Consider the following 26919-nt stretch of genomic DNA (forward strand, 5'->3'; position numbering starts at 1 on the left):
CAAAATGGAGGGCCAAACCTTAATAAGCCCTACCCATTAGTGAGGTTGACCGATGATGAGTGGGATCTCTACCCGAACGAGGAGGCATTCTTCGATAAGCTCCGCAAGGTCATGCTGATGCGCTACTCTGCGATCATGGGTTCCATGCCTGAGGATAGGGATTTCAGCATAGATGTTATCAAGTTCAAGCCCGTCCGGATACTCGTTAAGGACACATACTATCGTGGCTCTCTGATGATATTCCGCTATCGCGGCTCCCTCGAGATAGCTCGCTTCGGCTATGAGAACGGCTTTGGAGAAAAAACCAGATATGGCTTTGGTATGGTCAAAGTGATTGACGAAGAACTAAGACGAGAAGACCAAGAGTAGCCTCTACCAGCCAGACTATCGCGACAAGCTTCGGCTCGTTCACTCTTATTTTTCTCATTATCGTCCCCAAAAAGCTCGGATAAGGTGGTGCTTGGAGCGTCCCGTCCGGGAGGACTTTAGTTTTTCCGTGTCTTCTCACCCCAAAGCGTACACTTGTTGCCTTTATGATGAAGTCCAAAAAGTGTGGAATCAGGAGTATTGCAGTATAAACCTCGACTTTTCCAATAATCCCTATTAATCCTATAAGTGCCCCCATGCTGAGCGTTCCCGTGTCGCCGGGAAAGACTTTCGCTGGATACTTGTTCCAACGCAGGAAGCCGAGAGCCGCGCCGAGACCAGTAAGTGCAAGCAGTTGAGCATTTCCGTCTGTTATCAGTGCTAGGAAAAGAAGTGCTATGGTGGAGGTGCCGATCTCGAGTCCGTTGAATCCAGCAAGCATATTCACCAAGTTGGCTGAACCTGTTACAAAGAGCACGGCAAAGATGGGATAGAGTACCCCGAGATTCAGGTCAAAGCCGAAGATATCGATATGGGATGAAACTCCTATGACGGCAACTGGGATTGATACGAAAAGTGAGAGAATGACCTTGTGAAGCTGCCTCAGATTGGTTAGATCATCAACAACGCCGATAATTCCGAAAAGGAGAAACACCGTTGTCGCCAGGGAAATCTTCTCGGTTAAAAACGGCGAAAGTGCAACTGGCAGGGCCAGGATAAGAGCGATCCCCCCCATCTCCGGCACTTCTGGCTGGTCAAGCTTGTGGATGTCCCTCCCGACAATGCCGGCTCTTCTCATCCTTTCCGCGATGTATGGCGTCATGATGAGTGTCAGAGTTAAACCTATAAGAGGAGCAACGACTATCATATTAGACACCCCTCGGTGTTACAACGGCCCAAAAATAAACCCTTCGGTGAAGACCATGGATATAAGGCTCGTTGTCTTTGACCTCGACGGAACCCTCATCGGGGCACCAAAGCCTTTTGCCCAAGTCAAGGAGGAGCTTAAATCAAGGCTGCTGGAGATGGGAATCCCCCAGGATATCATTGGTGATCTCACTCCAATGTGCGAAAATCTCCATCGGATAGCGAAGGAAACGGGGAGAAGCTTTGAGGAGCTATACTCGATAATGGTCGGGCTCGAGGTGGGACGAATAGCGGAGAGCTTTCTCTTCGATGGCGTTCTCGACGTTCTGGAGTTCCTAAAGGCAAGGGGCATCCCAATGGCGATAATGACAAGGAGTTCCCGCGAGGCAACGATGAAGGCCCTCGAGATGAACGGTATTAAGGACTACTTCTCGTTGATATCCACCCGGGACGATGTTCCGGCCAGGGAAGTCAAGCCGAACGCTGGTCAGCTTGAAAGGATAATTACAGCCTTTGGGGTCGAGCCGAGCAAGGTTCTCGTCGTTGGAGATCACGGCTACGATATAATTCCCGCCCGGGAGCTAGGTGCGCTGAGCGTCATGATCACTGACCACACCGCTGGGAGGATGAGTTTTAGCGTTGAGGCGAAGCCGAACTTCGAGATTGAAACGATTAAAGGCCTCCTTCCGCTGTTGGAGAACCTATTGAGTACATACGTGGTCGTTCCTGCCTACAACGAGGAGAGAACCATTGGGACAGTTCTTGACGATCTCCTGCGCTACTTCCGGGCTGAAGAGATAATCGTCGTCAACGATGGCAGCAGGGACAAAACAGCCGAGGTAGCACGCTCCAGAGGCGTTCACGTCCTTACCCACCTTGTCAACCGAGGCCTCGGTGGGGCCCTTGGGACTGGCATTGCCTATGCCCTCAGGAAGAATGCGAGACTTATACTCACCTTTGATGCCGATGGTCAACACCTAGTGAGTGATGCCCTTCGTGTTATGAAGCCAGTCGCTGAGGGCAAAGCCGACTTTGCAGTTGGTTCGAGGCTCAAGGGCGACACGAGCGAGATGCCCTTCGTCAAGCGCTTTGGTAACTTCGTCCTTGATGCTATAACAGCGGTCTTCGCGCGGAAGTACGTCAGCGACAGCCAGAGTGGACTGAGATGCTTCAGTCAGGAGTGTGCGTCAAAAATAACGATAACCTGCGACCGCTATGCAGTTTCGAGCGAGATAATCATAGAGGCCTCGAGGAACGGTTGCAGGATTGTGGAAGTTCCCATTAAAGCAGTTTATACGGAGTACTCCATGAAGAAGGGCACAAACATCCTGGAGGGGGTTAAGATAGCCCTTAATCTGCTGTTCGATAAACTGAGGTGATGGGTATGTATGCGGTTCAGTACATAACTATAGTTATTGTTCTCGCATTGATGGTCTATGTGCTTGGAAGGTATGGGCGCAAGGAATTTGAGTGGGGAGACTTCCTGTTCTGGGAAGCACTCCTGCTTGGCCTCCTAATAGTCGCAATATTTCCTTTGGAGATAGCCAACGAAATAAAGCACATTCTTGGTCTTGGTAGAGGTCTCGATGCCCTCTTCGTTATAAGTATTGGCCTTGCATACATACTGATGTTCAGGGTTTATCTCGCTGTCGACAAAACCGAGCGCGAGATAACCGAGCTAACAAGGAAAATCGCCATGGAGCTGGAGGAGATAAACAAGCGACTGGAAAAAATAGAGAAGAACCTTTAATCCTCCACAAACTCTCCGAAGAGCTCCTCCAGGAAGAGCTTCACCCTCTCTTTCGGGAGTCTGAACTGCCTTATCTTCACTATTCCTTTCTCCTGTGCTTCCCTGAGGAGTACTTCAGTTGCCTCGTTGGGGTACATTTCCTCGTATACTATCTCCTTTATGCCTGCGTTGATGACTAACTTGAAGCAGGTGTCGCAGGGGAAGTGGGTGACGTAGAGAGTTGCCCCCTCGAGGCTTATGCCCTTTCTGGCTGCCATGGCTATGACGTTCTGCTCCGCGTGAACCGCCCTGTGGCAGTGGCCGTCCACTATGAGGCAGCCTACATCAATACAGTGCTCCATTCCCCTCGGCGCACCGTTGTAGCCTGTTGCAAGTATGTACCCGTCCTTGACGGCAACGGCGCCAACGCGGAGCCTTGGACAGGTTGCTCTAAGGCTCACAAGTTTCGCTATCAGCATAAAGTACTCGTCCTTGGTTGGCCTGATGCGCTTTATGCGCGCTGCCTTTTCCCGGTCTAGGAAGATTTCAACGCTCATAGCCATCACTGCATGCGCCTGTTGAACAGGTTACTACCATTTATTTCAACCAAGATTCTGAATATTCTCTCATCATAACTTGGATGGGTCTCTATTATGGCTGTTTTCTGCTTCCTCTCTATTGCCGGCTCAATGCTCGGCAGCGAGCTCAGCCTGACTCCTATCCTGAGATCCTCGTAGTATTTAAGCTCCTCAAGGGCGCGCTTCAGGCTCATAGGGACGTCTAAGAGTCTGAGTGCGGTTTCGTCCGCCTGGAATTCCCTGTTCTTCAGGAAGCTAGCGCGGGTAACCTCGTAGAGTCCGTATAGTCCGAGTGCTGCTATTGTGACAGTGGGGCTGTGGGCTAGGAAAATCAGCACCGCTGTGAACACAATCATAAGGTACCTGCCGTAGGCTATAATGGGAAACATCTTTGTGTCGCCATTCTTTATGTGGCCGAGTTCATGGGCGGCAACGGCTAGTATTTCGTCTTGGTCAAGAACCTCGAAAAGTCCGAGGGAAAGGACCACCGTGTTCTTAAATGAGTATGCGTTTGGGATGTAGTCGTCAAGGATGTAAACCCTTGGCATTGAGAGGCCTGCCTTCTTTGCCATTCTGGCTATGCCGTCGTAGAGCCAGGGGATCTCACTTCTTTCAAGGGGGATATAGTTACCCTTGATGTCGTGGGTGGAGACCCAGAGATAGAATGCGAAGATGAGGCCAAATGCCGTCAGTGATATCTTGAGGCCCAGTTCTTTTAGGGCCACTACTGCCAGCAGGACCTCTAGGGTTATTATGATGAAGAGCATCTTTCATCACTTCTTAATTTTGGAGAGGTATGCGTAGGTCGCTTCCCTGAAGTTTGTCATGAGGGCGTCGAGGATACTCTTCACTACTTTTTCCTCGAACTCCTCCCTTGTGGTGGTTATTGAGTAGACGTATCTCATACCACCCCTTCCCTTCTCAACGCTTCTTTTGAGCAGACCGCGCTCGCAGAGGCGGTTCATGAGAATGCTTATAGTGGAGCGCCTTATGTCTGGATGCTTCTCCTTCATGTATTCGTAGACCTGGCCGGCGGTGGCCACCTTAACCCTCCACATGTGTTCCATTATCTCTGCTTCGAGGGGTGGGAGAACCGCCTTTATACCTTCTTCGGTGAGCTTGAACTCGTGGGGCTCCATGGGTATCACCTTTTTTCTTCCTTACCTTACTTTATTTTATTTAGGGTGCTTTAGCTAAAAAGTTTTTGTGCTTTTTGGTGCTTCCATGTACTTTTAAGTTCAGTCAATTCTGGAATTAGGTTTTTAAATCTACCTCCCGAGTAGTTATGGGCATGGGCCGGTGGCTTAGCCTGGATAGAGCGTCGGCCTCCGGAGCCGAAGGTCGCGGGTTCGAATCCCGCCCGGCCCGCCAAAAACAAACTTCACCTTCGTGAAGTTTGATCAAGGTTCGTGGTTCTCTTGGAAATATCAATATTGCAGTAAGGATTCCTTTTTTACAAGCCGTGTAGGAATTGAATTCTCCCATTAATGCCTCCCTCAAGGAGTTTCTTTCCTTGACGCCCTTTGGGCGCCGTTAAAAGCAGACCCATATCAAAACCAGTTTGAAAGCGAAAGCACGGGGAGCGAAGCGCGTGAAAAGCACGTATGAACTTTGATGAAACTTTTCACCAGAAAAGTTTTCTCCTGTGGGGCTTTGCCCCACTACGGGGGTTTGAGAGTACAGGAAGCTTTTGGAAAAAGCTTCACCAAAAGTTCGTAGCTCTCCACTTAGAGGGTTGAAGTGAACTAGTTTCAAACTTCCAACGTCCTCCGTTAGGAGAGAACGCTCTAAGACCACCCTTTAAAAGGGGTTTACATTCTTTGACGCCCGGAGGGCGTCTTCTTAAAAGTAGACTCCTCCAAGGAAGCCACCAACAGTGTTCTCACTGAAAACCGCAGTTTAACGCTGAAACTGCCAAAAGATTGGCCTCTTTAAGAAAGAGCTACGAACTTGATCAAACTTCGCGCAGGCGAAGTTTGTAGAACTGGTGGGCCCGCGGGGCTTTGAACCCCGGACCTCCGCCGTGTGAGGGCGGCGTCATAACCAGGCTAGACCACGGGCCCGTCCCGGGAATAGTGGAAGGGAACGAAAATATAAAGCTTTCGCTAGACCTCGTCGAGTATCTTCCTCGGTGCACCGGCGAAGGTCACTAAGTATTCCGCCTCAACAATGTGCAGTCTCCCCGGAACGACCATAACGTGCGGCTGTCTGCCGAAGTCCTCGTTGAGCATGTCCCTAACGTAGCCAGCTTTGAGCGTCGGATTGAGCGAGCCCGCACGCGCAAGAACGACTACCAGCGTATCAGGCGTGAAAACACCTTCCCCCTTCATCTCCTCGACCTGGAGGAGAATCTCCATAGCCTCGTTAGCTGTCATGTAGCGATTCTGATCAGCCTTTATGTCAAGGAAGAGCATCGTGTGAAGCCCCCGCTCTTTGTTCTCTCTTATCACGTCGTAGTGACTCGTTGGAAACCAGTTTTTCTCTGGGTAAGCTACGGTTGCGCTCTTGCCGAACTTGTATACCTGAAGGCCGGTTATTGCTATGGCGGAATAGATGCTTGGCGCGTGGATGACGTAACTCTCGATTCCCATCTCCTTCGCCCTTATGCGGAGGTCGGAGTGAGTGGTTGCCACCATAGGGTCACCCGCGGTTAGAAAGGCGACGTCCTTGCCCTTCGCCTCGCTAAGAACGATTCTCTCAAATTGGAGCTCGACCTCTTCCCTGCTGAGCCTCCTGATGGGCTTCCCTATGAGCTCCTCAATCTTATCAAGCGTCGTCCCGGCCAAAAGCGAGGTGTAGAACTCGGCAAAGACGAGGTCGCATTTTCTGGCCGTCTCCAGGCCCTTGAGCGTGATGTCTTTTTCGTCGTAGAGTCCCAACCCAATGAAGTATATCGCCATTTTCCCCACCGACCGAGCGTAGGAGGGGGGGTTTTTAAGCTTGACCGCCAATGTGGGAAACTCTGAAACTTCATTTAATCTCTCAATTACTGATTAAACCTGGATCCAACTTAAAATGACCCTTTTAACGCGAGTTCACTTTGTTTTGGATGTCCACACGACGTCAGGTTGGAGAGAACTCGCATAAATATTACTGTTCGGTGAATGAACCCATCAACAAGCAAGCCAAATAAGAAGAATGAACTGTAAAACTGCAATCTTGGAAGTTAATTACTTTTGATCAACCTTTTCTCAAGAGAAGTTTGCCTGTTAGGCAATTGCCGAAAGGTTTATAATGATTGACGAATATCATCCACTATGCTTGAAAAGGAGAAAGAAGCTCTTGCCAAGAGGATAGCCGGAGAAATAACCCTCTCCTCCGACCCCGGAAAGACCATGCGCAAATGGAGGGAGATATTCGGCATAAGTCAGACGGAGCTCGCCGAATACCTTGGCGTCTCTTCTTCTGTCATAAGCGACTACGAGGGTGGGAGAAGAAAGAGCCCCGGTGCTTCAACCATCAGGAAGTTCGTTGAGGCTCTCCTGGAGATAGACGAGCGGAGAGGAGGAAACGTCATAAAAGCCTTTAGCAAGACCATTGGAAGTGAGCTTCCGACCAGCGCTATCCTTGATATAAGGGAGTTCGCACTGCCCATCACAATCAAAGATCTCGTTGGAGCCGTCAAGGGTGAAGTTGTTGCAAACATGCACCTTCTGGATAGAAGGATATACGGATATACAGTCGTTGACAGTATAAAGGCGATCCTTGAGATGTCGGCGGAAGAGTTCCTCAAGCTCTACGGCTGGACGACTGAGAGGGCGCTAATATTCACCAAGGTAACGACCGGAAGGAGTCCAATGATAGCCGTCCGCGTTCAGGGGCTCAAGCCGGCAGTAGTCGTCCTTCACGGCATCAAGAAGCTCGATGAGCTTGCGGTAAAACTGGCCGAGCGCGAGAGGGTCCCACTGGTGATTTCCCACGCGGGAAGTGAGGCAGAACTTATAACGGGGCTGAGAAGACTTGTAGAAAAGACAGAGATGGAGCTCTAATGGGCAAACTCTAATCGAGCTGCTTCTTCCGCCATATCCCACCTTCCGCGAGCTTAGTTAGTCTGTCCCTTATGTGGAGAAGTACGTCGTTCAGCGTTTTTCCATTGTCATACTCCTCGATAATTCTGATGAGCTCCCCCCTGCTGTAGTCCTTCATTTCACGAGCGAGCTCTGTCATCCTCGGATAAGCCCTGACGATGTTGTCTACGATGGTTATATCTGCCATCCTCGCTGAACGAGATAATGGGTTCAAATCAATGGTTATCACAAATTTGCCCATCCTAACGAGGGCCTCGGTCCTGTCACCGTCCTCCAGAGGAACGACTACCACGTCGGCCTTCCAGATGCCATTCTCATCGACTTTTCCGCGCTCGTGCTCTAGGCCGGGAATCCTCTTTGTTGGGTTTATACCGAGGAGCTCTATCTCGGGATCGTATTTGCGGAGTTCTTCTGCTATCGCTTTAACACGATCCTCCGTGCGATAGAAGAGGTTTATCTCGAGTTTGGCATTGAGTGCTCTGGCGAGCTCTATTGTCTCCTTCGGCACCAAAGCGGCAACGTTGCCGTTCACAGAGACAACGGGATTCTCCGCAAGGAGGAGCTTCGCGACCGCTGCTCTCATGGCCCTCTCAGCAGGTTCTATCGTCCTTTCGCCGATGAGATAGTCGAAGGCCTCTCCCCTACCGTGGGCGATCAAGCCGGCCTTCGCCGTCATTCCCTTCTCCATTCCCTCGATGATCTTCTCTCTATAGTAGAGGCTCCAGTAGCGTGGATGGCTCTTGGGTATTTTCACCATTTACATCACCTTGTATTGGTTTGGCATGATATGATAAAAAGCCTTCCCAGCAGGATTTATCCTTTTAGCCGTCCCTAATAAAGCCTGCAGAGAACTTTTTGGGGTGGCTCGGGGTTCTGAACCTTTGGTTTAAAAAAGGAATATAAACCTTAGGTTCAAAACCTTAGGTGAACAAATTTGAACACATGCTCAAGGTGGTGCATTATGGGATATAAGATAACAAAAAAGGAGAACCTGAGCGCCATAGACTTCTTCATGGAGGTCGAGGCACCTCACATAGCTCGCTCCTGGAAGGTGGGCCAGTTTGTGGTTTTGATCCCCGATGAGAAGGGCGAAAGAGTCCCGATGTCTGTCTATTATGCTGATGACGGAAGGATAGGTATGTTTCTCAGGCGCCATGGAATCACAACCTTCAAGCTCTGGTATGAGTTTGACGTTGGAGACGAGATTCTCAGTATAACAGGCCCTCTTGGAAAGCCGATTGACGTCAAGTACTACGGCAACGTTGTCTTTGTCTCGGATGCCGTCTGTGCACAGGCCGAGAGCTACGCAACGCTCAAGGCAATGAAAGAAGTTGGAAACTACACTATAGCGATTCAGACCTTTGAGAACGCCGCAAACGTTTATCCAGAGAAGTACCTAGCAAAACCGGTGGCAGACGAGCACTACCTCACAACGGAGGATGGGAGCGTTGGCATAAAGGGCCACTACCTTGATGTCCTCAAGGAACTCATCGAGAAGGACAAGGTGGATATAGTCTTCGGCGGTGGAAAGCTCGGCTCCCTCAAAAAACTCGCTGAGCTAACAAGGCCCTACGGAATCCCCACGATAGTCACGGTCAGGCAGATAATGGTTGACGGAACAGGAATGTGTGGTTCGTGTAGGGTTCTTTACGACGGTGAGATAAAGTTCGCCTGCAGGGACGGGCCGATGATGGATGCTCACAAAATAGACTGGGACGATGCCATAAAGAGGAACGCCCGCTTTGCTGAGCAGGAGAAAATTGCAAGAGAGAGATACCTTGCCAAGCTGAGGGAGAAGGGGGTGATCTGAATGGCGAGAGCCAAACCTAAGCTTATCAAGGAGCGCGTTCCCACTCCGGAAGTGCCAGTGGAGGAGAGGGTGAGGAGCTTCGTCGAGGTTAACCTCGGTTATGACTTTGCTTCGGCCCTAAAGGAAGCGGAGCGCTGCATACAGTGTCCACCCGAGTACGCGCCATGCATCAAAGGATGCCCTGTCCATATAAACATACCAGGATTCATAAGGGCCCTCCGTGAGAACCCTGATAACCCGGATGAAGCCGTCAAGAACGCCCTGCGTGTAATATGGAACGACAATACCTTACCTGCTGTTACGGGAAGGGTCTGCCCGCAAGAGGAGCAGTGTGAGGCTCCCTGTGTGATGGGTAAGGTCGGAGAGCCGATAAACATAGGCAAGCTGGAGAGGTTCGTGGCTGACTACGCGAGGAAGCACGGCATAGAGGAGGCGCTCCTCAGGGAATTCATGGGGGGCAATGGGGGAATGAAGGGAAAGGTCGCAGTGGTCGGAAGCGGGCCTGCTGGCCTGACCTGTGCGGGAGAGCTTGCGAAGATGGGCTACAAGGTTACCATCTTCGAGGCCCTTCACAAGCCAGGTGGAGTACTCATCTATGGAATTCCCGAATTCAGGCTCCCGAAGGAAATACTCGAGAAGGAGATAGCAAAGCTCAGGGAGTTGGGAGTTGAGATAAAGCTAGACTACATCGTCGGGAAGACTGTAACTCTTGAGGAACTCCTTGAAGAGTACGATGCAGTCTTTATCGGCACCGGTGCCGGTACTCCAAAGCTCCTGAACATACCCGGGATCCTTCTCGACAGGATTTACACCGCAAACGAGTTCCTCACGAGGATTAACCTCATGAAGGCCTACCTCTTCCCCGAATATGACGAGCCGATAGCGATAGGAAAGAAGACAATCGTTATTGGGGCTGGAAATACGGCGATGGATGCAGCGCGCTCCGCCCTCAGGCTCGGTACTGAAGTTACGATAGCCTACCGTCGCGGAAGGGAAGACATGACCGCCCGTATCGAAGAGATTCAGCACGCTGAGGAAGAAGGTGTTAAGTTTGAGTTCTTCGTGAACCCGGTCGAGTTCATAGGGGACGAGAACGGTAAAGTGAAGGCAGTGAAGTTCGAGAAGATGAGGCCGCTCGATGAGCGCGATAGCAGAGGTAAGAGGAAGATAGTTGGCACCGGTGAGTACATAACGCTGGAAGCCGACACTGTCATCATCGCCATTGGCCTTGAACCCAACAGAATAATAAGCGAGGAAGCCACCGGTCTCAAAACGAACTCCGATGGAACACTTGTGGTGGACGAGAACCTCATGACGAGCATCCCGGGCGTCTTTGCAGGCGGAGACGCAATAAGGGGAGAAGCGACCGTCATCCTAGCGATGGGTGATGGAAAGAAGGCGGCAAAGGCCATCCACAATTACATACAGGCCAAGAAGGCGAACGCTTGATACCTCTTTTCTTCTCTACCATTGCCTTTTCCTGTCACCGAAGAAGAACTTCATGAAGCCTGAGAAATCCTCGCCTCGAAAGGCCGCGTAGAGGCTCTGCGTTTCCTCCGGGGAGAGCCATTCAATCCTCTCTGGAATGCCTTCCTCAAAGAGGTATAGAATCTCGTCGCCCTTTCTGGCCACATCGAGAGTGTAGATCTTCTTTCCCTGCTCCTGGGCGATTTTTATCTCCCTGACAACGAGGGAGGTGAACTTGCCCACTATGGCTATAGCCACAAATACCTCCGCGTCCTTTATCATGTGATCTGTGCTCTTGAGTCCATAGTCTGAAGGAACTATGAAGTTGTTCGAGCCGAGCTTCTCCTCAAGTAGCTCAAGGATGACCTTCTCTGTGTGGGTGTGGTAAAGTATCGTGGGTTCGCTCAGGTAAACGAGCGGCCCGTATTTCTCCTTTTTCTTTCGTCTCAAAAATCCAAACATGAGACCACCTCAGGTGGGGATAATGTCCTCATCGTCTCCTCGGGAGGGATGACACTCATCACTGGTGGCGTGCACACCTCAGTGCAATGCTACACACAGGTGTTTAAAAACTTTGCGCTCCAGGCGAAAAAGGAGGCAGGATAGGGTAGTTCGCTGAACTAACTTTTAAAAATTCCAAAGTGGCAAATGGAGATGAGGGCACGTGATGTATGTACAAGGTGCCCGGGGTCTTAGGGAAAAAGTGTTGGGAAATGGTGTTGGAACTTGGAGGAACGTCAGGGAGCATAAGAGGAGCATCAGAGTGACATGGGATATGGCAGATGATTTCTTGCGCGAATATAGAGAGAAGTACGAGGCTGGTGTCATAGCATACAGCACCTACCGCAATGTCAGTTTTGCAATAACAAGGTTCTTTGAGTTCCTGGTCGAGGTTGTGGGCGTTCAGGAAGTTTATGAGATTGACAGGGACATACTGCAACACTTCTTTATCTGGGCGGCGAAGAAGGGATACAAGAGAAGGACACTCGAGAAACTGATAACATATGTTGGTAAGTTAATTAGAAGAATAGAGATGCTACAACTGACATTTCTCGGGTTTGAGTTCAATTATAGAGCAGTACTTGGTGGCAAGGGAATCAAAAGATTCGACTCGGACGATTTGGACTGGGATGCCCCGGACGCAGAAGATATACAACATACCCTCGATGAACTACACCACCGCTATGAGCGAGGGGAGCTCTCCGAACTAGTCTATGACAGACTGAGATTAATAGTCCTTCTTGGGGCATACACTGGCGCAAGAGGCACAGAGATGTCCAGGATCAAGGTTAAACACATCTTTTTCGAGGAGGGGCTACTACAGCTCTTCAGGGACAAAATCGAGAACGAGTACGAGAAAATGACTTTAGTCCCAATACACCCTGTGTTGTCTAGATACCTGAAGTATTACATCGGAAAGTACGGACTATCCCGGGGCGATCTATTGTTCGGGAGTAGCGTCAAAACAGGCGGAATAGACATAGACAAGTATCTGTATCGTTACGGGATTTCAAAAATGCTCAGACTGCGTGATATGCGCAAGTTCTTCGCGAACACCCTAATCGAGTCGGGGGCAGTACTGAGTTTCGAGTACCTAATGGGGCACTCGGTGCGTAACAACATCAAAACTATCAGTTTTGTCCACTATATCGCGAGAGCAAAACTCATTCCAATTGTTCGTCAAGAATACTTTACCGCCTTCGCTAACATAAACTTCGACCCCCATCTTGACACAGGATTGGACACCAGTGGACAGGAAGGTGCATCCTGATGGTTCTTTTCTCTTTACTGAGTTTAAACCTTCAAAACTATGTATTGTAGTGGTGAAGTCAATGACCGGTACGAAGTCAAACTTCATCGTGAGAAAACTGAATGTGAGGAAGGACCGCCGTGCAGTGCTGTACCTTCCGCTCGACTACATCATCAGCGACTGGGTTGTCGTGCGGCGCGAGGGTGAGAAGATTGTGATCGAGCCCATAAAAATTACAGGAAAAAACAGCGAAGAGAGGTGATGGCGCATGTGCGCCCAGACAACCCCCATAGTTAGAAATGTTTCTGATGATTTAAACTTTACTCTCAGCAATGCTATAGAATATCTGCAGGAATACTACAGTAGGGCTGACAATGACACATACTTTTTCCTTGCCTATCTCGACAGGGGTGGGCACTTCGTACAAAGGGGTTTCAAGGTCAAGGAACTCTATGAGAATCCATCAGTAATTGAGGAGTTCATCGAGCAGAATCTTGACAAAAACCTCTACTACTCAATAAACACATTCAAGAGTGCGAAAAGGAGTGCACGTGAGGTCGCTAACATTCTCGCACTGCAATTCGACTTCGACCTCAAAAGGCCAGTTACTACCGAGGAACTCGAAAAAATAGTGGAGGTCATCGAGGACTTCGAGAGCGCGACTGGGCTCAGAGTAACAGTCATCAAGAGCGGGGGTGGCGTGCAGGTTCTCATTCTGCCAGATAGGCAAATAACCCTCGGAGATTTTATCTCGACCGAGCAGTTTAATGAACTGTATGGGAAGTATGGTCCTGAGCTCCGCGGCGCGGACGAGGAGTTGTACAGAATTGCAGACAGCAATATGAAGAAGATACTTGGCATACTTGGCGACAGATTTGCCGAGGAGTTCGCAGTAAAAGGGTTAGCCATCGAGGTCGATAGTGCTGTATATGATTTTGCCAGAGTGATGAGACTACCATATACATATAATATGAAATATTCAGAACCAATCAGAACCGAACTTATTCAATATAATATCAATGAATATAGCAAGGTAAAAGAGATGCTCGACTACCTGCTCAGCGAGCTCGGTGTAGCAAATGTTTCCGATGGAGGCAACATATCATCGAATATCATAATCAGTATAGATGATGACCGGGTCAGGAGACTCATCGAGACCATCGAGAAATATGACATTTACCGCGCTGGTATCAGCCGGAGCGCTGTAACTCTTCACCTGGCCGCACTGCTACATAAAAGGACAAACATCACCTATGAGGAGTTCGAGAAGATTCTCGATGCGATACACAACCACTTTAATGTTGAACCAGTGAAGAGAAGAGAAAAGTACGCAGAGGCAAGGGCTGTATTCAATGCTGAGAAAGAAAGGGTTGCCTCACTATACTGGCTAATTCAGGTAACCCCTGCACTTGCGCAGGCCTGGGGCATCAGCGAGGAAGAGGCTATTGAGAAGATCAGGAACTACCACCGCGAGGTCAAGAGAATATTCAATATAGCAGATGTTGATAATCTCTGGAGGCACTTCAAACAACTCGAAGAACAGTCACAGGAACATTACATTATTGGTAGAGTAGTCATCAGCGATAAGGACATCGAGCAACTCAGAAATGTGATCAGGAGTGCAATCGAGATAGTTGATGAGAAGGTAGGGCTAAACAACATCACCTATGAATTAGTTGTCAGACTGGTTATCAGGAAACTGAGAGCCAGTGCCGACATTGATAAGAACATACTGGTCAAACTCTTCAAGGACTTTGAAAATTTCTCGGTCGCGTACGATATCATAGAAGAAGAACTCGCTGGGGACAACACCAACTTCGCAGAGGTTGTCGTGAAATACACAAATTACTTACAAGTAGATTCGGAAAAACTAGCAACCCTGAAGAGGACATTAAGGAGACTAATTCACGATATTGATGCTGTCCTATTGCAACAGACTGCCCAGAAAATTAGAAAGATCACCGTGAAGGAACTAATATCTACCATCAGTGCTGTGTATATTTATAATGATATTATAAGGATTGAACTGCGCGGAATTGGTGACATCGAGTTCGACTACAAGTATAGTATTAAGAAGACAAAGGTCGGCGATGAGGTGCACTATATCGCGAACTTCGATGATAACTTCAGGAAACTCGCGGACACCCTTTACAAGAACTATGGACTGAAGATCGAGCACGCAACCGAGGATGAAGTACGCGAGCTCTTTAGCTACATTGAGAGCATTGCCTACAAGGTGAACATGGACCTCTACAGCATCGATGCGATAACCATACTGTACGACCTGTTAATAACAAACATACACAAATACCAGTACTATCTCGAATTGACCTCAAAGAATGAGGACATCTTCTTCAAGGTAGTGAATGCGCGCGATGGCAGAAAATACATAGCGATTCCCAAACCACTACTTGAGAAAATACTAACTAACAGTGCACTCACCGAGAAGGAGAAGAGCATTGTGCTCCGTGCGAGCGACAAGGTGCAGAAGGCGAATTTTGGAGGCAAGAGGCTACATGCATTTATGTATAATGCAGAGCGGTTCAAAGAAATTGGAGTAGACATAATTGAAGAGTTGAACCGGTTGGCAGAGGAGAGGGCATCAGACTACAGGATGCTACAGGAAGAGGGCCTCATCGACAGCCTCTTCGCAGGGGGTGGTAGTGAATGACCGCCCCCATTCCAACAACATATTCAATATTGGGTGTAGCAGGGGCTGGCAAGACAACACAACTCATTGACCTCCTTAACTACCTTAATTTTGAGAACTCAAGAAATGAGAAAATATGGGAGCGGCACTTCGAGCCAGTCGAACTCAACCGGATCGCATTCATTAGTTTCAGCAACACCGCGATACAGGAAATTGCGAATAGAACTGGAATTGAGATCAAGGCAAGAAAGAAGAGCGCCCCGGGCAGGTACTTCCGCACTGTAACAGGGCTGGCAGAGGTACTGTTGTACGAGAACAACCTGATGACCTTCGAGGAGGTTCGCTCAGTATCAAAACTCGAAGGGTTCAGGATCAAGTGGGCGCGGGAGCACGGTATGTACTACAAACCCCGTGACAATGACATTAGCTACAGCGGAAATGAATTCTTCGCTGAATACAGCAGGCTCGTGAATACCTACTATCACGTGAAGAGTCTCAGTGAAATAATAGAAATGCACTCCAAGTCGCACCTACTACTGGACTATATCCGCGAGAAGGAGAAGTTGGGAATTGTGGACTATGAAGACATACTAATGAGGGCGTACGATTACCGTAATGACATTGTAGTGGATCTTGAATATATGATAATTGATGAGGCCCAGGACAATTCATTGTTAGATTATGCTACACTGCTACCAATAGCGAAGAACAATGCAACCGAGCTCGTTCTTGCAGGCGATGATGCGCAACTCATCTATGATTTCAGAGGCGCGAATTATAAACTATTTCACAAGTTAATCGAGCGCTCAGAGATAATACTGAACCTCACAGAAACTCGCAGGTTCGGTAGTGAGATCGCCAACCTGGCGACAGCGATAATCGATGATATGAACTACATACAAAAGAGAGAGGTCCTGAGTGCCGCCACCCATAGCACAAAGGTTGCCCACATCGACCTCTTCCAGATGATGAGTATATTACAGAATATGGCAACAACAGACCTTACTGTATATATACTGGCGCGGACAAATGCGGTCCTGAACTATGTAGCAAAAGTCCTCGATGAGTATAAGATTCAATATAAGAAGAATGAGAGAATCACAGACTTCGACAGGTTTCTGCTCTCATTGAACCGCCTTATGAGAAATGAATATACCAATGATGATATATATACAATCTACAACTACCTTCGCAACAAGGTCGCGAGGGAGGAAGAACTCAAGGAGAGGCTGTTCCAGCATAAGTTGCACTGGACCGAGAAAGATGTACTCGGTATTCTCCTCCTGGCGTACGAGCAAACTACTGCCAAGAGGATACTAACCACTGCCAAGAACACAAACTTCAAAATCAAACTCAGCACGATACACAGCGCAAAGGGCAGTGAGGCCGATGTGGTCTTTCTGATAAACTCTGTGCCACACAAAACCAAGATGAAAATCCTCGAAAACTATGAGGGCGAGAAGAGGGTCCTATATGTGGCAGTTACAAGAGCAAGGAAATTCCTCTTCATTGTCGATCAGCCGGTCGCCAGAAGGTACGAGCAACTATACTACATAAGGTCATATGAGAGTCGTGCACAGGGTTCACTTGTTAATAGAGTAGCTGTTCCAGTTGCGTGAACACTTTTGTTCATTTTCTTTTCTCCACACTCTTTCTATTTGTCGATAATTGTTTGCTGTCTCTTTATCAATGTAAAGAGATTGAGGGGGGTAGAAGTGCAGAAAAGTTCCAGAAGTTCCCGAAGTTCCGCGAGTTCCAAAAGTTCCAGAAGTACCAAGGTTGTGTCGGGACAAAGTGGTGGGAACTTTTGGAACTTCGGGAACTCCGGGAACTTTGGGAACTCGGGAACTTTTCACCCACACTATATAATGTGAGGGTTTGTAGATGGTGTACGTACACCCTGCTACCCAATACCTTGTTTCAGAAGTGGAGACAAGTAGGTACTTGTACATAAAACCAAAAACTGTGTTCAAGGGTGGTTACGAATCTATATAAGTGGTGATTGCAATGGGAAGGCGGAGATCTGTGAGACTCTATTCCTCACCGCTCCGCCGCATTGATGATGAAAAGGCGCGTGAGGTTATTCTATCGCGCCCGGCTAGCGCCTTAACAGTCGCGGCACATATCTCACTCGCAGAACTTGAAGAGTTCAAAAAGTTCCTAGATGGATTAACTACTGCAACCTGGCACGGCGATATTTTTACTAGCGTGCGCAGAGGAATTATTGACTATATAGACTACTTGAAATCTAGGGATAGAGGTAGGGAGTTAAGGAAATACAATTATAAGGAACTCTTCACGGCAATGATTCTCTTCGCACACACAAAATACAAATGGAAGTACACAAACCTCATTATTGCAAGGTCAAGAAAGTGACTATGTGTGTCACGTGACAACCCCTGTCACTAATAACTCCTCTCTCCTTCCTTCTTTCCCCCAAAATCGCCTTTCTTGTTTGTGTTTTTCACTGACTATTGTGTAGTGGCATAGCAGAACACTAGTAACAAGTGCTGTCACTGCTCTCCGTCCCCTGTTCGACAAAAAATCGCCTCTGAGCGCTGATTTTCAATGCAAATTGCAACCCCCTGCGGACACTCACCCCATACACTAGATATATATATCTTATACATATGGGGTGAACGAGTCGGTGAGTAACAAATCTCTGTCAGAGTTGCTAGCGAAAATTTCGCTGTCAGTTTTGCCGCACAAAAGTTCCGGAACTTTTCTCTGTCACTTCTGACATAGTTTAAGTCGCGTCAGATTATTATACTGATGGTGATGCTATGCTGAGGACAGTTCAGTTCTACATACCCGAGGGTAGCAACCTGACCCCCCTAAACCGTTCCATTATGATTGCGATTGTGATCGCATACCTCGAAATTGATGAGTTTGTTGAGTTCGTGAAGACACATACCCTGCATTGGTATATGTGGAAGACAGCCAAGGTACCGGACGAACTACTCAATAGATTCAAGAGTGATGTTGAAGAACGAGTTGGTAAGAAATTCACGAAGGCTGACATCGTTACCTATGCTCTACAGTTCGTACTTTCTAAGTATCCAAACTTTATGAACATTGTCTCGCTAACATCATCAAGGCAATCAAAATAATGAGGGTGAATATTTGTGCGGAAATCCTCCGGAACAACCACCAAATACCCCCTATATATATAGATAATTACTGTGAACGCTCGGTCTGTTTGATTCTTTTTCTAATTGCAGAGAGCGGGATTGTTACCTTGATGAGCTCTATGTAATCACTACCAAGTCTATCATATGCAAACTCGACTGCCGCCGATACAAGTTCCTTCATTGTAATTCCATATTGTGAAAATCTCTCTTTTGCTAATTCCAACAATGCTGCGTTCAAGTACGTAAGTATGTCATTCTCTCTATCGCCCTGGAATTTTGTGCTATTTTGAATGTGCCTTGCGAACTCATCACTATTGAATAGCGCATACATTAGCGCGACCTCGGTTGCAGTGGTTGGAAACAATTTGACCAGTAGTTTCTCTTTCTCAGACATCGCATCGAGTGCATGATGAGAGAGCCGAACACTTGTTCGTGCTCGTGCCATATCAATCACCATATATAAAAAACATCTTACAAGTTTAAACCCGGATATTCAGTCAATTACCTATATAGGACATTGTCAGTATTGTTAGTGAACTTTTCTCTGTCATTTCTGACATAGATTTTGTTCATATAGATCATAAATAGAATAATAAGGAATAAGAAGAGTCAGGAAGAGATGACCTCTCTAATTTTACCCTCCTCGCGAAGTTTCCTCACCCGCATCATAAATGCCTGATAGGAAATAGTCTCCCTTCTCTTGCGTTCGAGGTCGCTGTTTAGGATTGCCCATATCGCCTTATAACTGAGCCCCTTACTCCTGTACTTCTTTAGGTATTCGAGTAGTTCATCATCGGTAATCTTGACCGGTCTTCCTTTTTGTTTTCCACTAGCCCATGCCAACTCCTGGCGCTCGCGCCTTTTCTTCAATTCGAACTGTGCGAAGAAGGAGAGTGTTTCAAGTAGAATGTTTGCTACCAGTTTGTAGACATCATCAACACTGTCATCAAACAAATAGTTAATCCAGCCCTCGGAATCTGAGAGTGTTATTATCCTTATGTTATTATTTTTGAAATACTCAATCATATTCTTCAGGTCAAGACTATCACGTGCAATCCTGTCAATACTCGTGACTATAACAGCATCAACACTATTTTCATTTATATATTGTAGCAGTTCTGACGCACCCTGTCTGTCGGAGAACTTCTTCAGTCCACTGACGCCTCGGTCCTTGAAGACTTTCATTAGCCGGATATTGTGTCCTCGGCAGTACTTCTCGATTGCCCGGACCTGATTTTCTTCATCTTGTTTGTTCGTGCTGACGCGGACATACCCGACAGCAGTCAAGTTTTTCTCACTCACTTTCTTCACCAATTTATCATAATAAGTTTAGACTTTTAAACACTAATACAAAAACCGGACTTTTTTGACACTCTTCCACAAATTTTATAAACATCTATGAAAACCCCATTATTTTCAAATTCACACTATGGATTATATTACTTTGGCGAAGATTAATTAGATATTTACATACTCTATCCTGTCCAAGGTTACTGTATATAAATGTAATACCCAATATCACAGGTCAAAGGGATAATAGAAGTATAAATTAACAATTTTTGACTTTTGTGGGTTTCTTCACTCTAACTGGATTGAATTATCGCCGCAGGACATTATGTGACATTAATAGATTTTTTGAAAATTCGTTTCTGAAATCTGTTCTGCTCTTTTGAGTATATTCTTTGAGAGTGTCGTATATTTGTAGATAGAGTTTAGCAATGTTTGCAATTAAAATGTGACTATTTGATTGTGATTGTAACATATTTGAGTTCATATCTATAAAGAATTCCCGCAAAAGACTTTTATCATGTTCTTTTAACAATTCTAAAGTGCTATGGGGTGATTGCAGATGCCGAAAGAGTACCGGGATAAGGTAAACTCTTTGCTGGAAAAAATAGAGAGTTGTGGACTAGAAATTCCAGAATTTAGTCCGGGACGTACACCCACGCAGGCATTTTCTCAGTTCTTAATAAATAAAAGGCAGGGAGATTGGGCAGAACGGATTGTATTAAATGCTATCAATGAAACATTTGATGATATAATTGCTGTGAGGTATGGCAGGTCTGAAGATATTATTGCAGGGGAAGAGGGTTTTGAGGAGTTTTACGCTGAATACCAGAGAGAGCTCTCCGAGATTGGAAAACGTCCTGATATCTTAATATTTTACAAAGATGAGTATTTTAAATTGAGATCATTGTATTCGTTGCATGGTAACAAGTACGACATCAGTATGCAATCTCGCGACAAACTTGATAAGATAGTTCCCCATGCAATCGCTGGACTAGAAGTTAGATCAAGTTCATTTTTGGTAGATAAACATAGAACTTACATAGAAACTGAAATACAAAAACTTCTAGAAGAAGCCCTTAAATTAGTTCAGACCATTAGGGAGCGGAAATTGTCATCCTTACCGAGCCCTTGGAAAAAATGGATAGCACACATTAATTCAATTAACGACTTAAGATATGCACTCGCGGAGATTCCCAGATTATCACAAACCAGAGATGCTAAAATACAGGAATTTATGGATACTATCAAAATGATTAAGACCAAATATGACGCATTATCCTCAAAACAATTGAGTTTTACGCCTAAAGTTGAAGACTTAGCAGTAATAAAACAGTGGATTAACACATATGGCGTTCCTCATTATTATGTCCAAGTATTCTTTGATAGGATCTATGCAATATCTTTCACGAGAATTCTTGAGATTGTCTCAAATGGACTGCAACAAATAAAGAGAAGACCTTTGCCTAAGATGGTGAAAAGTGAAAAATTTAAAATTGACAGACAACCAAAAAATCAGTTTAAAATAACTATTTATCTTGATATCAACGAAGGTGTTCATATTGGAGATGTATGTGAAGGGGAATACTGCCCAACGGATGAAAATCATCTTCCCGAACTAGCTGGGAAGTACACAGTTCTAAACGATGGTAGAGTCATCGTAGCTGTGGATTTTGTAGGAGGATATGCAAAAATTTATGAAGACAGGTTTCTCAGCCTTATCGGGTTGAGAAATAATGACGGGTGAAACAATACGACTATCTTATATTTTTCTGATCGACCAGAGAAGGACTATATAAGACGTGTTAGTCGTAAACATAGACGAAAGTACGCACAGTTTTTCACACCGTTCTATATTGCAGAGTTTATGATAAAATGGCTTTATCCTAGTACAAAGAAACAGAATCCTGTTATTGTTGATCCTGCCCTAGGTTTGGGCGTGTTTTTCAGAGCATTAGCTAAAAACAATAAGATTCCCAAAGATACCGTTCTTATAGGATATGAGATTGACAGGAATATTTTGGAAAGAGTCCGTGATCTCTTTTCTCAGCTAAATATATCCGTTGATATAAGAGAGTCCGACTTTTTAGTTAGTGACTGGGAAGAACAATATAATGCTATTATTTGCAATCCCCCTTACCTAAAATTTCATGACTATCCTAATAGGAATGAACTTATCAAATTATTCAAAGAGAATATGGGAATTGAATTATCCGGGCTGACTAACATTTACGCACTCTTTATATTGAAATCAATTAGACAGCTGAAAAAAGGAGGGAGAGCCTCGTTTATTGTGCCGGTGGAATTTCTTAATTCAAATTATGGAATTGCAGTTAAAGAATATATGAAGGAATCAAAAACCCTTAGATATGTTATAATTTTAGATTATCCTGTATTCGAGGATGCAACAACAACAGCGGCAATTCTCTTGTTTTCCAATGATAATCACACTGATAAGGTCTCTTTTGTTACAGTTAAAAACCAAAACCAACTCAAAGAACTTGAAAAGTATATTTTGACATATCCCTTAGCGTCCAGTCCAGTGGGGAAAGTTTATCGCTTATCTGAACTCGACGAGACTAAAAAGTGGAAGATATATTATCAAAAAGAAAACGGTGAAAGTTACAGGAACCTGGTTCCGTTTTCTAAGTTTGCCGTCGTAAAAAGAGGTATTGCTACTGGAGCAAACAACTATTTCCTGTTTTCTATAACCAAAAAAAGAAGATATAAAATACCTGATAAGTATTTTCTGCCCTGTATCCCCCGGGCATCTTATGCAAGGACTCATTTCTTCACAAAACAAAATTTTGAGGAACTGTTGAAAAATGACAAACCAGTTTTGTTACTAAACGTAGTCGATTTGGATGATGAAAACGTCCATAAGTACATAAAAAAAGGAGAGAAAGAGGGGATTCATAAAAGATACTTAACAAGTCATCGCAATCCTTGGTACAAACTTGAAAATCGTCCTCCCTCGCCTATATGGGTAACAGTGTTCCATCGGGAGGGAATTAGATTTGTTAGAAATGAGGCTGGAGTTTACAACCTGACTGCATTTCATTGTGTATATATAAAACCAGAATATGAAGATGAGATAGATTTAATAATGGCATATCTCATTACTGACGTTGCAAAGAAGATCTTGGAGGACAATATGAGAGAATATGGCGAAGGGCTAAAAAAGGTTGAGCCTAAAGACGTCAGTAACGCTCTTGTCGTTGATTTCGACAAGATATCCTCTGATGAAAAGTATGAAATACTGAAGTTATTCCGGGAATTTAGAGAAAGGGAAATTAAAGGCAAAGATACAAAAGATGTCTTAAAGAAGTTGAACGCAATATTTGAAGAAATATTAAGACGAGGCTAAAAATATCACTCAGATTTGTTGGTAGGCTCTAGGTCTCTAATTCTTTAACATGAGCTATTATCTCTTATTTAGCATAGTGGAGATGATTACAATCCATAACCTCCAAAAGACTTATTAAGGAGTTTGTATATAGCGAATACTACCCTATCCTCGTCCATCGGCATGATAGCAGGGATGAAAAATCCGACAGTAGGGATGAAAACAAACTGGCCCTCAGAAGTCTCTAATTGTCAAACAGGGCAAGGAAAAACCCGATGGGGATGACATATCTTCATCCTATTGCTGCTGAGCTTGACTGTTCTTACCATGATAGGACTAAGGGTAGAGAAGAGGGCACTATCCTTTATCTTGGGCTCCTTCAAAATTTTTATATCCTCAGTTATGAAGGTAGCATCGCCTATCTGAAGGATAGGACTGTCGATGAAGCCCTCAACAACGGCCCTTATGAGCTCACTAGAAGAGGAAGAGACGTAGAGAGAGACATCATCAGAGAGAACTCTTATGCCTCTGTCAGGAATGAGCTCGCGCTTCCTCACCATCATGCGGGAAAACGTAAAGTAATCAACGTGGCTCACTTCAGCCTCACGGGCAATCTCGGGAGAAACGATGGCCATCTTCTCTATGAGCTGAGTATAGATATCGTAATTGTAGTTGAAAGGAAGAATCGTGTCCTCCTCTGTGGGTCTAAACTTTATCTCAACCCTCATTCCATCACCCCTTGCTACAGCACCCCTCTGTAATTGGCACTCATAGTTAATAAAAATTTCGCAAAGAAACCCGCTACCCATTACTTCAAAACTAAGTCAAGAAGAGTCCACACATTTGTTACCAAAAATATATAAAGAAACACAAATCAAAACTTATAAGGAAGGACTTATAATGTAAGGATAGAGTTAAAAAGGCCCTTCTACACAAGTTGACCCGTGAGAGGTGAAAGATTATGAGTATTGAAGATGTCGGGATAAAACCCTCCGAAGAGTACGATGATTACATCATGTACCTTAAAAAGAGGATTAGGCAGCTTGAGCTCCAGGTAAGAACCCTTGAGGCAGATAAGGAAAGGCTCGAGAGAGAGCTCTCACGGTTGAGGATGGAGATGTCAAGACTCAGGCAACCACCGGCTTTCGCTGGAACACTGATAGAGCTTCTCGACGAGGACAGAGCGATAGTCCAGAACTACAACGGCCCGCGCTTTGTCGTCAGGATAGCTCCCTGGATCGAAAGGGAGAACTTGAAGCCCGGCGCGAGGGTTGCCCTTGACCAGAGGACAATGGCCATCGTTGAGCTCCTTCCAAGCGAAAAGGATCCAAGTGTCCTTGGCTTCGAGGTCATTGAGAGGCCGACAGTAAGTTACAATGACATAGGCGGTCTGGACAAACAGCTCCAGGAGCTGAGGGAGGCAATAGAACTCCCGCTCAAGCACCCCGAGCTCTTCGAGAAGGTCGGCATAGAGCCCCCCAAGGGTGTTCTCCTCTACGGCCCACCCGGTTGTGGAAAGACCCTCATGGCAAAGGCCCTAGCCCATGAGGTTAACGCAACATTCATCCGCGTCGTTGGAAGCGAACTCGTGAGAAAGTTCATCGGTGAGGGCGCTCGTTTAGTCCACGAACTCTTCGAGCTGGCAAAGGAGAAGGCACCTGCTATCATATTCATTGATGAGATTGACGCCATTGGAGCAAAGAGAATGGACGAGACAACTGGTGGTGAGAGGGAGGTCAACAGAACCCTTATGCAGCTTCTAGCGGAGATGGACGGCTTCGACCCAAGCGGCAATGTCAAGATCATCGCCGCCACCAACAGGCCGGACATCCTCGATCCAGCACTCCTCAGGCCGGGGAGGTTCGACAGGCTCATAGAAGTTCCACTGCCCAACTTCAAGAGCAGGCTCGAGATACTCAAGATCCACACTAAGAGGATGAACCTCAAGGGCGTCGACCTGAGAATAATAGCAGAAATGACTGAGGGAGCGAGCGGTGCAGATCTGAAGGCCATAACCATGGAGGCTGGAATGTTTGCCATAAGGGACAGACGTGAGTACGTGACACAGGAAGACTTCCTCAAAGCTATTGAGAAAGTTCTTGGCTCGGAGCAGAGGCTCTCCCAGCAGATAGCCATGCACGAGGTCATGTACGGCTGAGATCTTCCTTTTCTTCCAGCTTTTCTTCAACTTTGATTATTGCCCAGGCGAGGAGATACATCACAGGAATTGATAAGAAAGCCATCTTGTAGCCAAAGCCATCTATCAGAAGGCCAAGGAAGTAAGGGCCTATCGTTGCCCCGAAGAATCCAACCATATTAACGAAGCCCATGACTGAGCCGAGGTTTTCCCCACTGGCCTTCTCCGAAGTATAAGCTGTGACTATGGCTCCCACGGAGTAAAAGGTGAGACCAAGAGGTACGATGACCAAGGGCGATGCCGTAACTGTTAAAACAAAGGTCAACAAGGCGTTGAGTCCAAATACAACCGTGATGCTCTTCCTTCCGATTCTATCGTAAAGTCCTCCCCCAAAGAGAGAACCCGCTATGCCTATGACAGATAGGAGCGAAAAAAGCAGGGAGGCCATCTCAATGGAAACGCCGGAATTTACAAGAAATGAAACGAGGAATGTGAGAAGGCCGAAAAAGGCAGCTAGAACTATGAAGTTGGCAGCACTCAAGAGGAAAACATTTTTGGGGATTGAAAAGCTCACTCTGCTTGGCTTTGAAACTTCTCCCCTTACCACAAAGGCCAGCGCAAGGCCAACGAGGAGGCTCATAACAGAGAGAACCAAGAAAGCATAGCGCCACTCAAGGTCGAGAGCTATGGGCACGACTATAATGGGTGCTATTCCACTTCCAACCGGCGGACCTATCATGAAGACGCCCAGGGCAGAGCCCTTTCTCTCACGGTAGACCTCGCTTATTAGAGCAGTTGCAGGGGCATAGTAGAGACCAGAAAATAGACCGTAGATGGCCCTAACTGCAAGAAGCTCCCAGTACTCCCGTGCAAAGATTATCAGAGCGGATGAAAGTGAGTAACCTATTATACTGAGCACGAGGAGTCTTTTTCGCCCGATTCTATCGCCGAAATAGCCCGCAGGAACCTGAATGAGAGCGTAAGGAAGGAGCAGGGAGGTCATCAGAAGCCCAGCCTCAGCGTTGTTTATTCCGAGTTCTGCCTTTATCATCGGAATCAGGGGTGGAATCGCCATCCTGTGGGCGTAGTTGAAAATCCAGCCAAGGGATACAAGGAGTAAAAGCCTGCGGCGCATGTTTTCGATAAAAAGTTAAGCGCTTAAAAAATTGTCTGTCCAAAGGCTTAAGAACAATTATAGATAGTAATTTATGGGCAGCTATGACGAAGAAAGAGTTATTCCTAGCTATCGGGATCATTGCAGTGGTCATGATTGGAATGCTATATCTGACAGCTCCAAGGGAACTGACCGTCAAAGAGTATCTAAGTGGGCCTGTGGAGTTTGGTAACTTGACAACCGTATTGCTCTATTACAAGGGGGAGAATCTAGCCCACGTCAGCACTCGAGCAGAGATGAACGGGCATATCCTGATCTCGATCCCCCATTCGGGAGATACAGCCATAACTTCCATCAAAGTGACCATAAAGAGTCCCGGAGACGGAACAGTGTATTTCCTCTTCCCGAGGGGTGGTCCTTGGAAGAGCATTAGGATGGAAAAGCAGTTTGAAGACTACCTCACGATCAACGTGGTGGAACTCAGCGATCTAGGCATTCTAGGAAAAGGAACAATTACACTTGAATATTTAATCGCACCAATTTGTGACTTCACCAATCCAGTTGAAGTTAGCGTAGAAATTCATCTAAGAAATGGATTACAGAGATATTCTGGAAAGGTACATTTCGTCTACAACTTCTGCTCCCAGGCCAACTAACGT

General features: G+C 46.3%; 26 protein-coding genes, 2 tRNA genes and 1 pseudogene. 17 read left to right on the top strand and 12 right to left on the bottom strand.

Annotated features, from left to right (window positions below):
- Nucleotides 1–60 precede the first annotated feature (60 nt).
- A pseudogene (gene cas6, locus TON_RS06905) lies at nt 61–369 on the top strand (CRISPR-associated endoribonuclease Cas6); the annotation flags it as partial.
- Here cas6 (TON_RS06905) and TON_RS06910 read toward each other — a convergent pair.
- Entirely contained in the window at nt 326–1234 is a 909-nt protein-coding gene (locus tag TON_RS06910) for an MraY family glycosyltransferase (RefSeq protein WP_012572327.1), read from the bottom strand. The pseudogene cas6 (TON_RS06905) and the gene TON_RS06910 sit on opposite strands and share 44 nt — an antisense overlap.
- Before the next feature lie 55 nt (nt 1235–1289).
- On the opposite strand from TON_RS06910, the gene TON_RS06915 reads away from it, so the two are divergent.
- The gene (locus tag TON_RS06915) at nt 1290–2612 is read left to right on the top strand and encodes an HAD-IA family hydrolase (RefSeq protein WP_012572328.1); all 1323 of its coding nucleotides are present in this window, start codon (nt 1290–1292) and stop codon (nt 2610–2612) included.
- Between the two features lie 5 nt (nt 2613–2617).
- On the top strand, nt 2618–2983 hold the full coding sequence (locus tag TON_RS06920; protein WP_012572329.1) for a DUF2304 domain-containing protein: 366 nt from the start codon (nt 2618–2620) through the stop codon (nt 2981–2983).
- Here the strand turns inward: TON_RS06920 and TON_RS06925 are convergent.
- Genes TON_RS06925 through TON_RS06935 form a run of 3 tightly spaced genes read right to left on the bottom strand, consistent with a single transcriptional unit; the run spans nt 2980 to nt 4679 of the window.
- Nucleotides 2980–3519, bottom strand: coding sequence for a deoxycytidylate deaminase (locus TON_RS06925; RefSeq protein ID WP_048055087.1), 540 nt, complete (start codon nt 3517–3519; stop codon nt 2980–2982). The genes TON_RS06920 and TON_RS06925 overlap by 4 nt on opposite strands.
- 5 nt (nt 3520–3524) lie before the next feature.
- On the bottom strand, nt 3525–4307 hold the full coding sequence (locus TON_RS06930; protein ID WP_012572331.1) for a M48 family metallopeptidase: 783 nt from the start codon (nt 4305–4307) through the stop codon (nt 3525–3527).
- A 6-nt stretch (nt 4308–4313) separates the two neighbouring features.
- Nucleotides 4314–4679: a BlaI/MecI/CopY family transcriptional regulator gene (locus tag TON_RS06935; protein ID WP_012572332.1), complete on the bottom strand. Its 366-nt coding sequence runs from the start codon at nt 4677–4679 to the stop codon at nt 4314–4316.
- Nucleotides 4680–4833: 154 nt separating this feature from the next.
- Here TON_RS06935 and TON_RS06940 point away from each other — a divergent pair.
- Nucleotides 4834–4911: transfer RNA gene (locus tag TON_RS06940), tRNA-Arg, on the top strand.
- A 614-nt stretch (nt 4912–5525) separates the two neighbouring features.
- Here TON_RS06940 and TON_RS06945 read toward each other — a convergent pair.
- Together TON_RS06945 and dph5 are read right to left on the bottom strand one after the other, a co-directional pair.
- Nucleotides 5526–5603 (bottom strand) — tRNA-Val (locus TON_RS06945).
- Nucleotides 5604–5645: 42 nt separating this feature from the next.
- Nucleotides 5646–6440, bottom strand: a complete 795-nt coding sequence (gene dph5 / locus TON_RS06950; protein ID WP_012572334.1) for a diphthine synthase — start codon at nt 6438–6440, stop codon at nt 5646–5648.
- Nucleotides 6441–6797: 357 nt separating this feature from the next.
- On the opposite strand from dph5, the gene TON_RS06955 reads away from it, so the two are divergent.
- A complete protein-coding gene (locus TON_RS06955; protein WP_012572335.1) occupies nt 6798–7529 on the top strand; it encodes a helix-turn-helix domain-containing protein in 732 nt (243 codons plus the stop codon).
- Between the two features lie 10 nt (nt 7530–7539).
- Here the strand turns inward: TON_RS06955 and TON_RS06960 are convergent, their stop codons facing one another.
- The gene (locus tag TON_RS06960; protein ID WP_012572336.1) at nt 7540–8325 is read right to left on the bottom strand and encodes a 4-phosphopantoate--beta-alanine ligase; all 786 of its coding nucleotides are present in this window, start codon (nt 8323–8325) and stop codon (nt 7540–7542) included.
- A gap of 204 nt (nt 8326–8529) precedes the next feature.
- Between TON_RS06960 and TON_RS06965 the strand changes: the two genes are divergently transcribed.
- Both TON_RS06965 and gltA read left to right on the top strand, forming a co-directional pair.
- Nucleotides 8530–9378 carry a sulfide/dihydroorotate dehydrogenase-like FAD/NAD-binding protein gene (locus TON_RS06965; RefSeq protein ID WP_012572337.1) on the top strand — a complete coding sequence of 283 codons (849 nt, stop codon included), beginning with the start codon at nt 8530–8532 and terminating at the stop codon, nt 9376–9378.
- Nucleotides 9379–10827, top strand: a complete 1449-nt coding sequence (gene gltA / locus TON_RS06970; protein WP_012572338.1) for an NADPH-dependent glutamate synthase — start codon at nt 9379–9381, stop codon at nt 10825–10827.
- Between the two features lie 15 nt (nt 10828–10842).
- Here the strand turns inward: gltA and TON_RS06975 are convergent, their stop codons facing one another.
- A complete protein-coding gene (locus tag TON_RS06975) occupies nt 10843–11307 on the bottom strand; it encodes a hypothetical protein (RefSeq protein ID WP_012572339.1) in 465 nt (154 codons plus the stop codon).
- Between the two features lie 205 nt (nt 11308–11512).
- On the opposite strand from TON_RS06975, the gene TON_RS06980 reads away from it, so the two are divergent.
- The 6 genes from TON_RS06980 to TON_RS07010 all read left to right on the top strand — a co-directional run bounded on the left by TON_RS06980 (nt 11513) and on the right by TON_RS07010 (nt 18355).
- Nucleotides 11513–12616, top strand: coding sequence for a tyrosine-type recombinase/integrase (locus tag TON_RS06980; protein ID WP_012572340.1), 1104 nt, complete (start codon nt 11513–11515; stop codon nt 12614–12616).
- A gap of 61 nt (nt 12617–12677) precedes the next feature.
- Complete coding sequence (locus TON_RS06985) at nt 12678–12857, top strand: hypothetical protein (RefSeq protein WP_048055088.1); 180 nt, start codon at nt 12678–12680, stop codon at nt 12855–12857.
- A gap of 6 nt (nt 12858–12863) precedes the next feature.
- Nucleotides 12864–15266, top strand: a complete 2403-nt coding sequence (locus tag TON_RS06990) for a hypothetical protein (RefSeq protein ID WP_012572341.1) — start codon at nt 12864–12866, stop codon at nt 15264–15266.
- Nucleotides 15263–16864, top strand: coding sequence for a UvrD-helicase domain-containing protein (locus TON_RS06995; RefSeq protein WP_012572342.1), 1602 nt, complete (start codon nt 15263–15265; stop codon nt 16862–16864). Before TON_RS06990 ends, TON_RS06995 begins: the two co-directional genes overlap by 4 nt.
- A 388-nt stretch (nt 16865–17252) precedes the next feature.
- Nucleotides 17253–17621: a hypothetical protein gene (locus tag TON_RS07005; RefSeq protein ID WP_048055090.1), complete on the top strand. Its 369-nt coding sequence runs from the start codon at nt 17253–17255 to the stop codon at nt 17619–17621.
- 407 nt (nt 17622–18028) lie between these two features.
- The gene (locus tag TON_RS07010; RefSeq protein ID WP_048055091.1) at nt 18029–18355 is read left to right on the top strand and encodes a hypothetical protein; all 327 of its coding nucleotides are present in this window, start codon (nt 18029–18031) and stop codon (nt 18353–18355) included.
- A 67-nt stretch (nt 18356–18422) separates the two neighbouring features.
- Here the strand turns inward: TON_RS07010 and TON_RS07015 are convergent, their stop codons facing one another.
- Nucleotides 18423–18830, bottom strand: coding sequence for a hypothetical protein (locus tag TON_RS07015; protein ID WP_148202373.1), 408 nt, complete (start codon nt 18828–18830; stop codon nt 18423–18425).
- Nucleotides 18831–18985: 155 nt separating this feature from the next.
- On the bottom strand, nt 18986–19687 hold the full coding sequence (locus TON_RS07020) for a recombinase family protein (RefSeq protein WP_187146221.1): 702 nt from the start codon (nt 19685–19687) through the stop codon (nt 18986–18988).
- Between the two features lie 538 nt (nt 19688–20225).
- Between TON_RS07020 and TON_RS07025 the strand changes: the two genes are divergently transcribed.
- On the top strand, nt 20226–21410 hold the full coding sequence (locus TON_RS07025) for an AccI family restriction endonuclease (protein WP_012572344.1): 1185 nt from the start codon (nt 20226–20228) through the stop codon (nt 21408–21410).
- 48 nt (nt 21411–21458) lie between these two features.
- Nucleotides 21459–23030 carry an HsdM family class I SAM-dependent methyltransferase gene (locus tag TON_RS07030; RefSeq protein ID WP_274378403.1) on the top strand — a complete coding sequence of 524 codons (1572 nt, stop codon included), beginning with the start codon at nt 21459–21461 and terminating at the stop codon, nt 23028–23030.
- A 230-nt stretch (nt 23031–23260) separates the two neighbouring features.
- Here the strand turns inward: TON_RS07030 and cas6 (TON_RS07035) are convergent, their stop codons facing one another.
- Nucleotides 23261–23737, bottom strand: a complete 477-nt coding sequence (cas6, locus tag TON_RS07035) for a CRISPR-associated endoribonuclease Cas6 (RefSeq protein ID WP_012572346.1) — start codon at nt 23735–23737, stop codon at nt 23261–23263.
- Nucleotides 23738–23970: 233 nt separating this feature from the next.
- Here cas6 (TON_RS07035) and TON_RS07040 point away from each other — a divergent pair, with 233 nt between their 5' ends.
- Nucleotides 23971–25167, top strand: coding sequence for a proteasome-activating nucleotidase (locus TON_RS07040; protein ID WP_012572347.1), 1197 nt, complete (start codon nt 23971–23973; stop codon nt 25165–25167).
- On the opposite strand, the gene TON_RS07045 is transcribed toward TON_RS07040, so the two are convergent.
- On the bottom strand, nt 25154–26281 hold the full coding sequence (locus tag TON_RS07045) for an MFS transporter (protein WP_012572348.1): 1128 nt from the start codon (nt 26279–26281) through the stop codon (nt 25154–25156). The two genes, TON_RS07040 and TON_RS07045, sit on opposite strands and share 14 nt — an antisense overlap.
- Before the next feature lie 83 nt (nt 26282–26364).
- On the opposite strand from TON_RS07045, the gene TON_RS07050 reads away from it, so the two are divergent.
- Nucleotides 26365–26916, top strand: a complete 552-nt coding sequence (locus TON_RS07050; RefSeq protein ID WP_012572349.1) for a hypothetical protein — start codon at nt 26365–26367, stop codon at nt 26914–26916.
- Nucleotides 26917–26919 lie beyond the last annotated feature (3 nt).

It is taken from the genome of Thermococcus onnurineus NA1 (assembly GCF_000018365.1).
GTDB classification, from domain to species: domain Archaea; phylum Methanobacteriota_B; class Thermococci; order Thermococcales; family Thermococcaceae; genus Thermococcus; species Thermococcus onnurineus.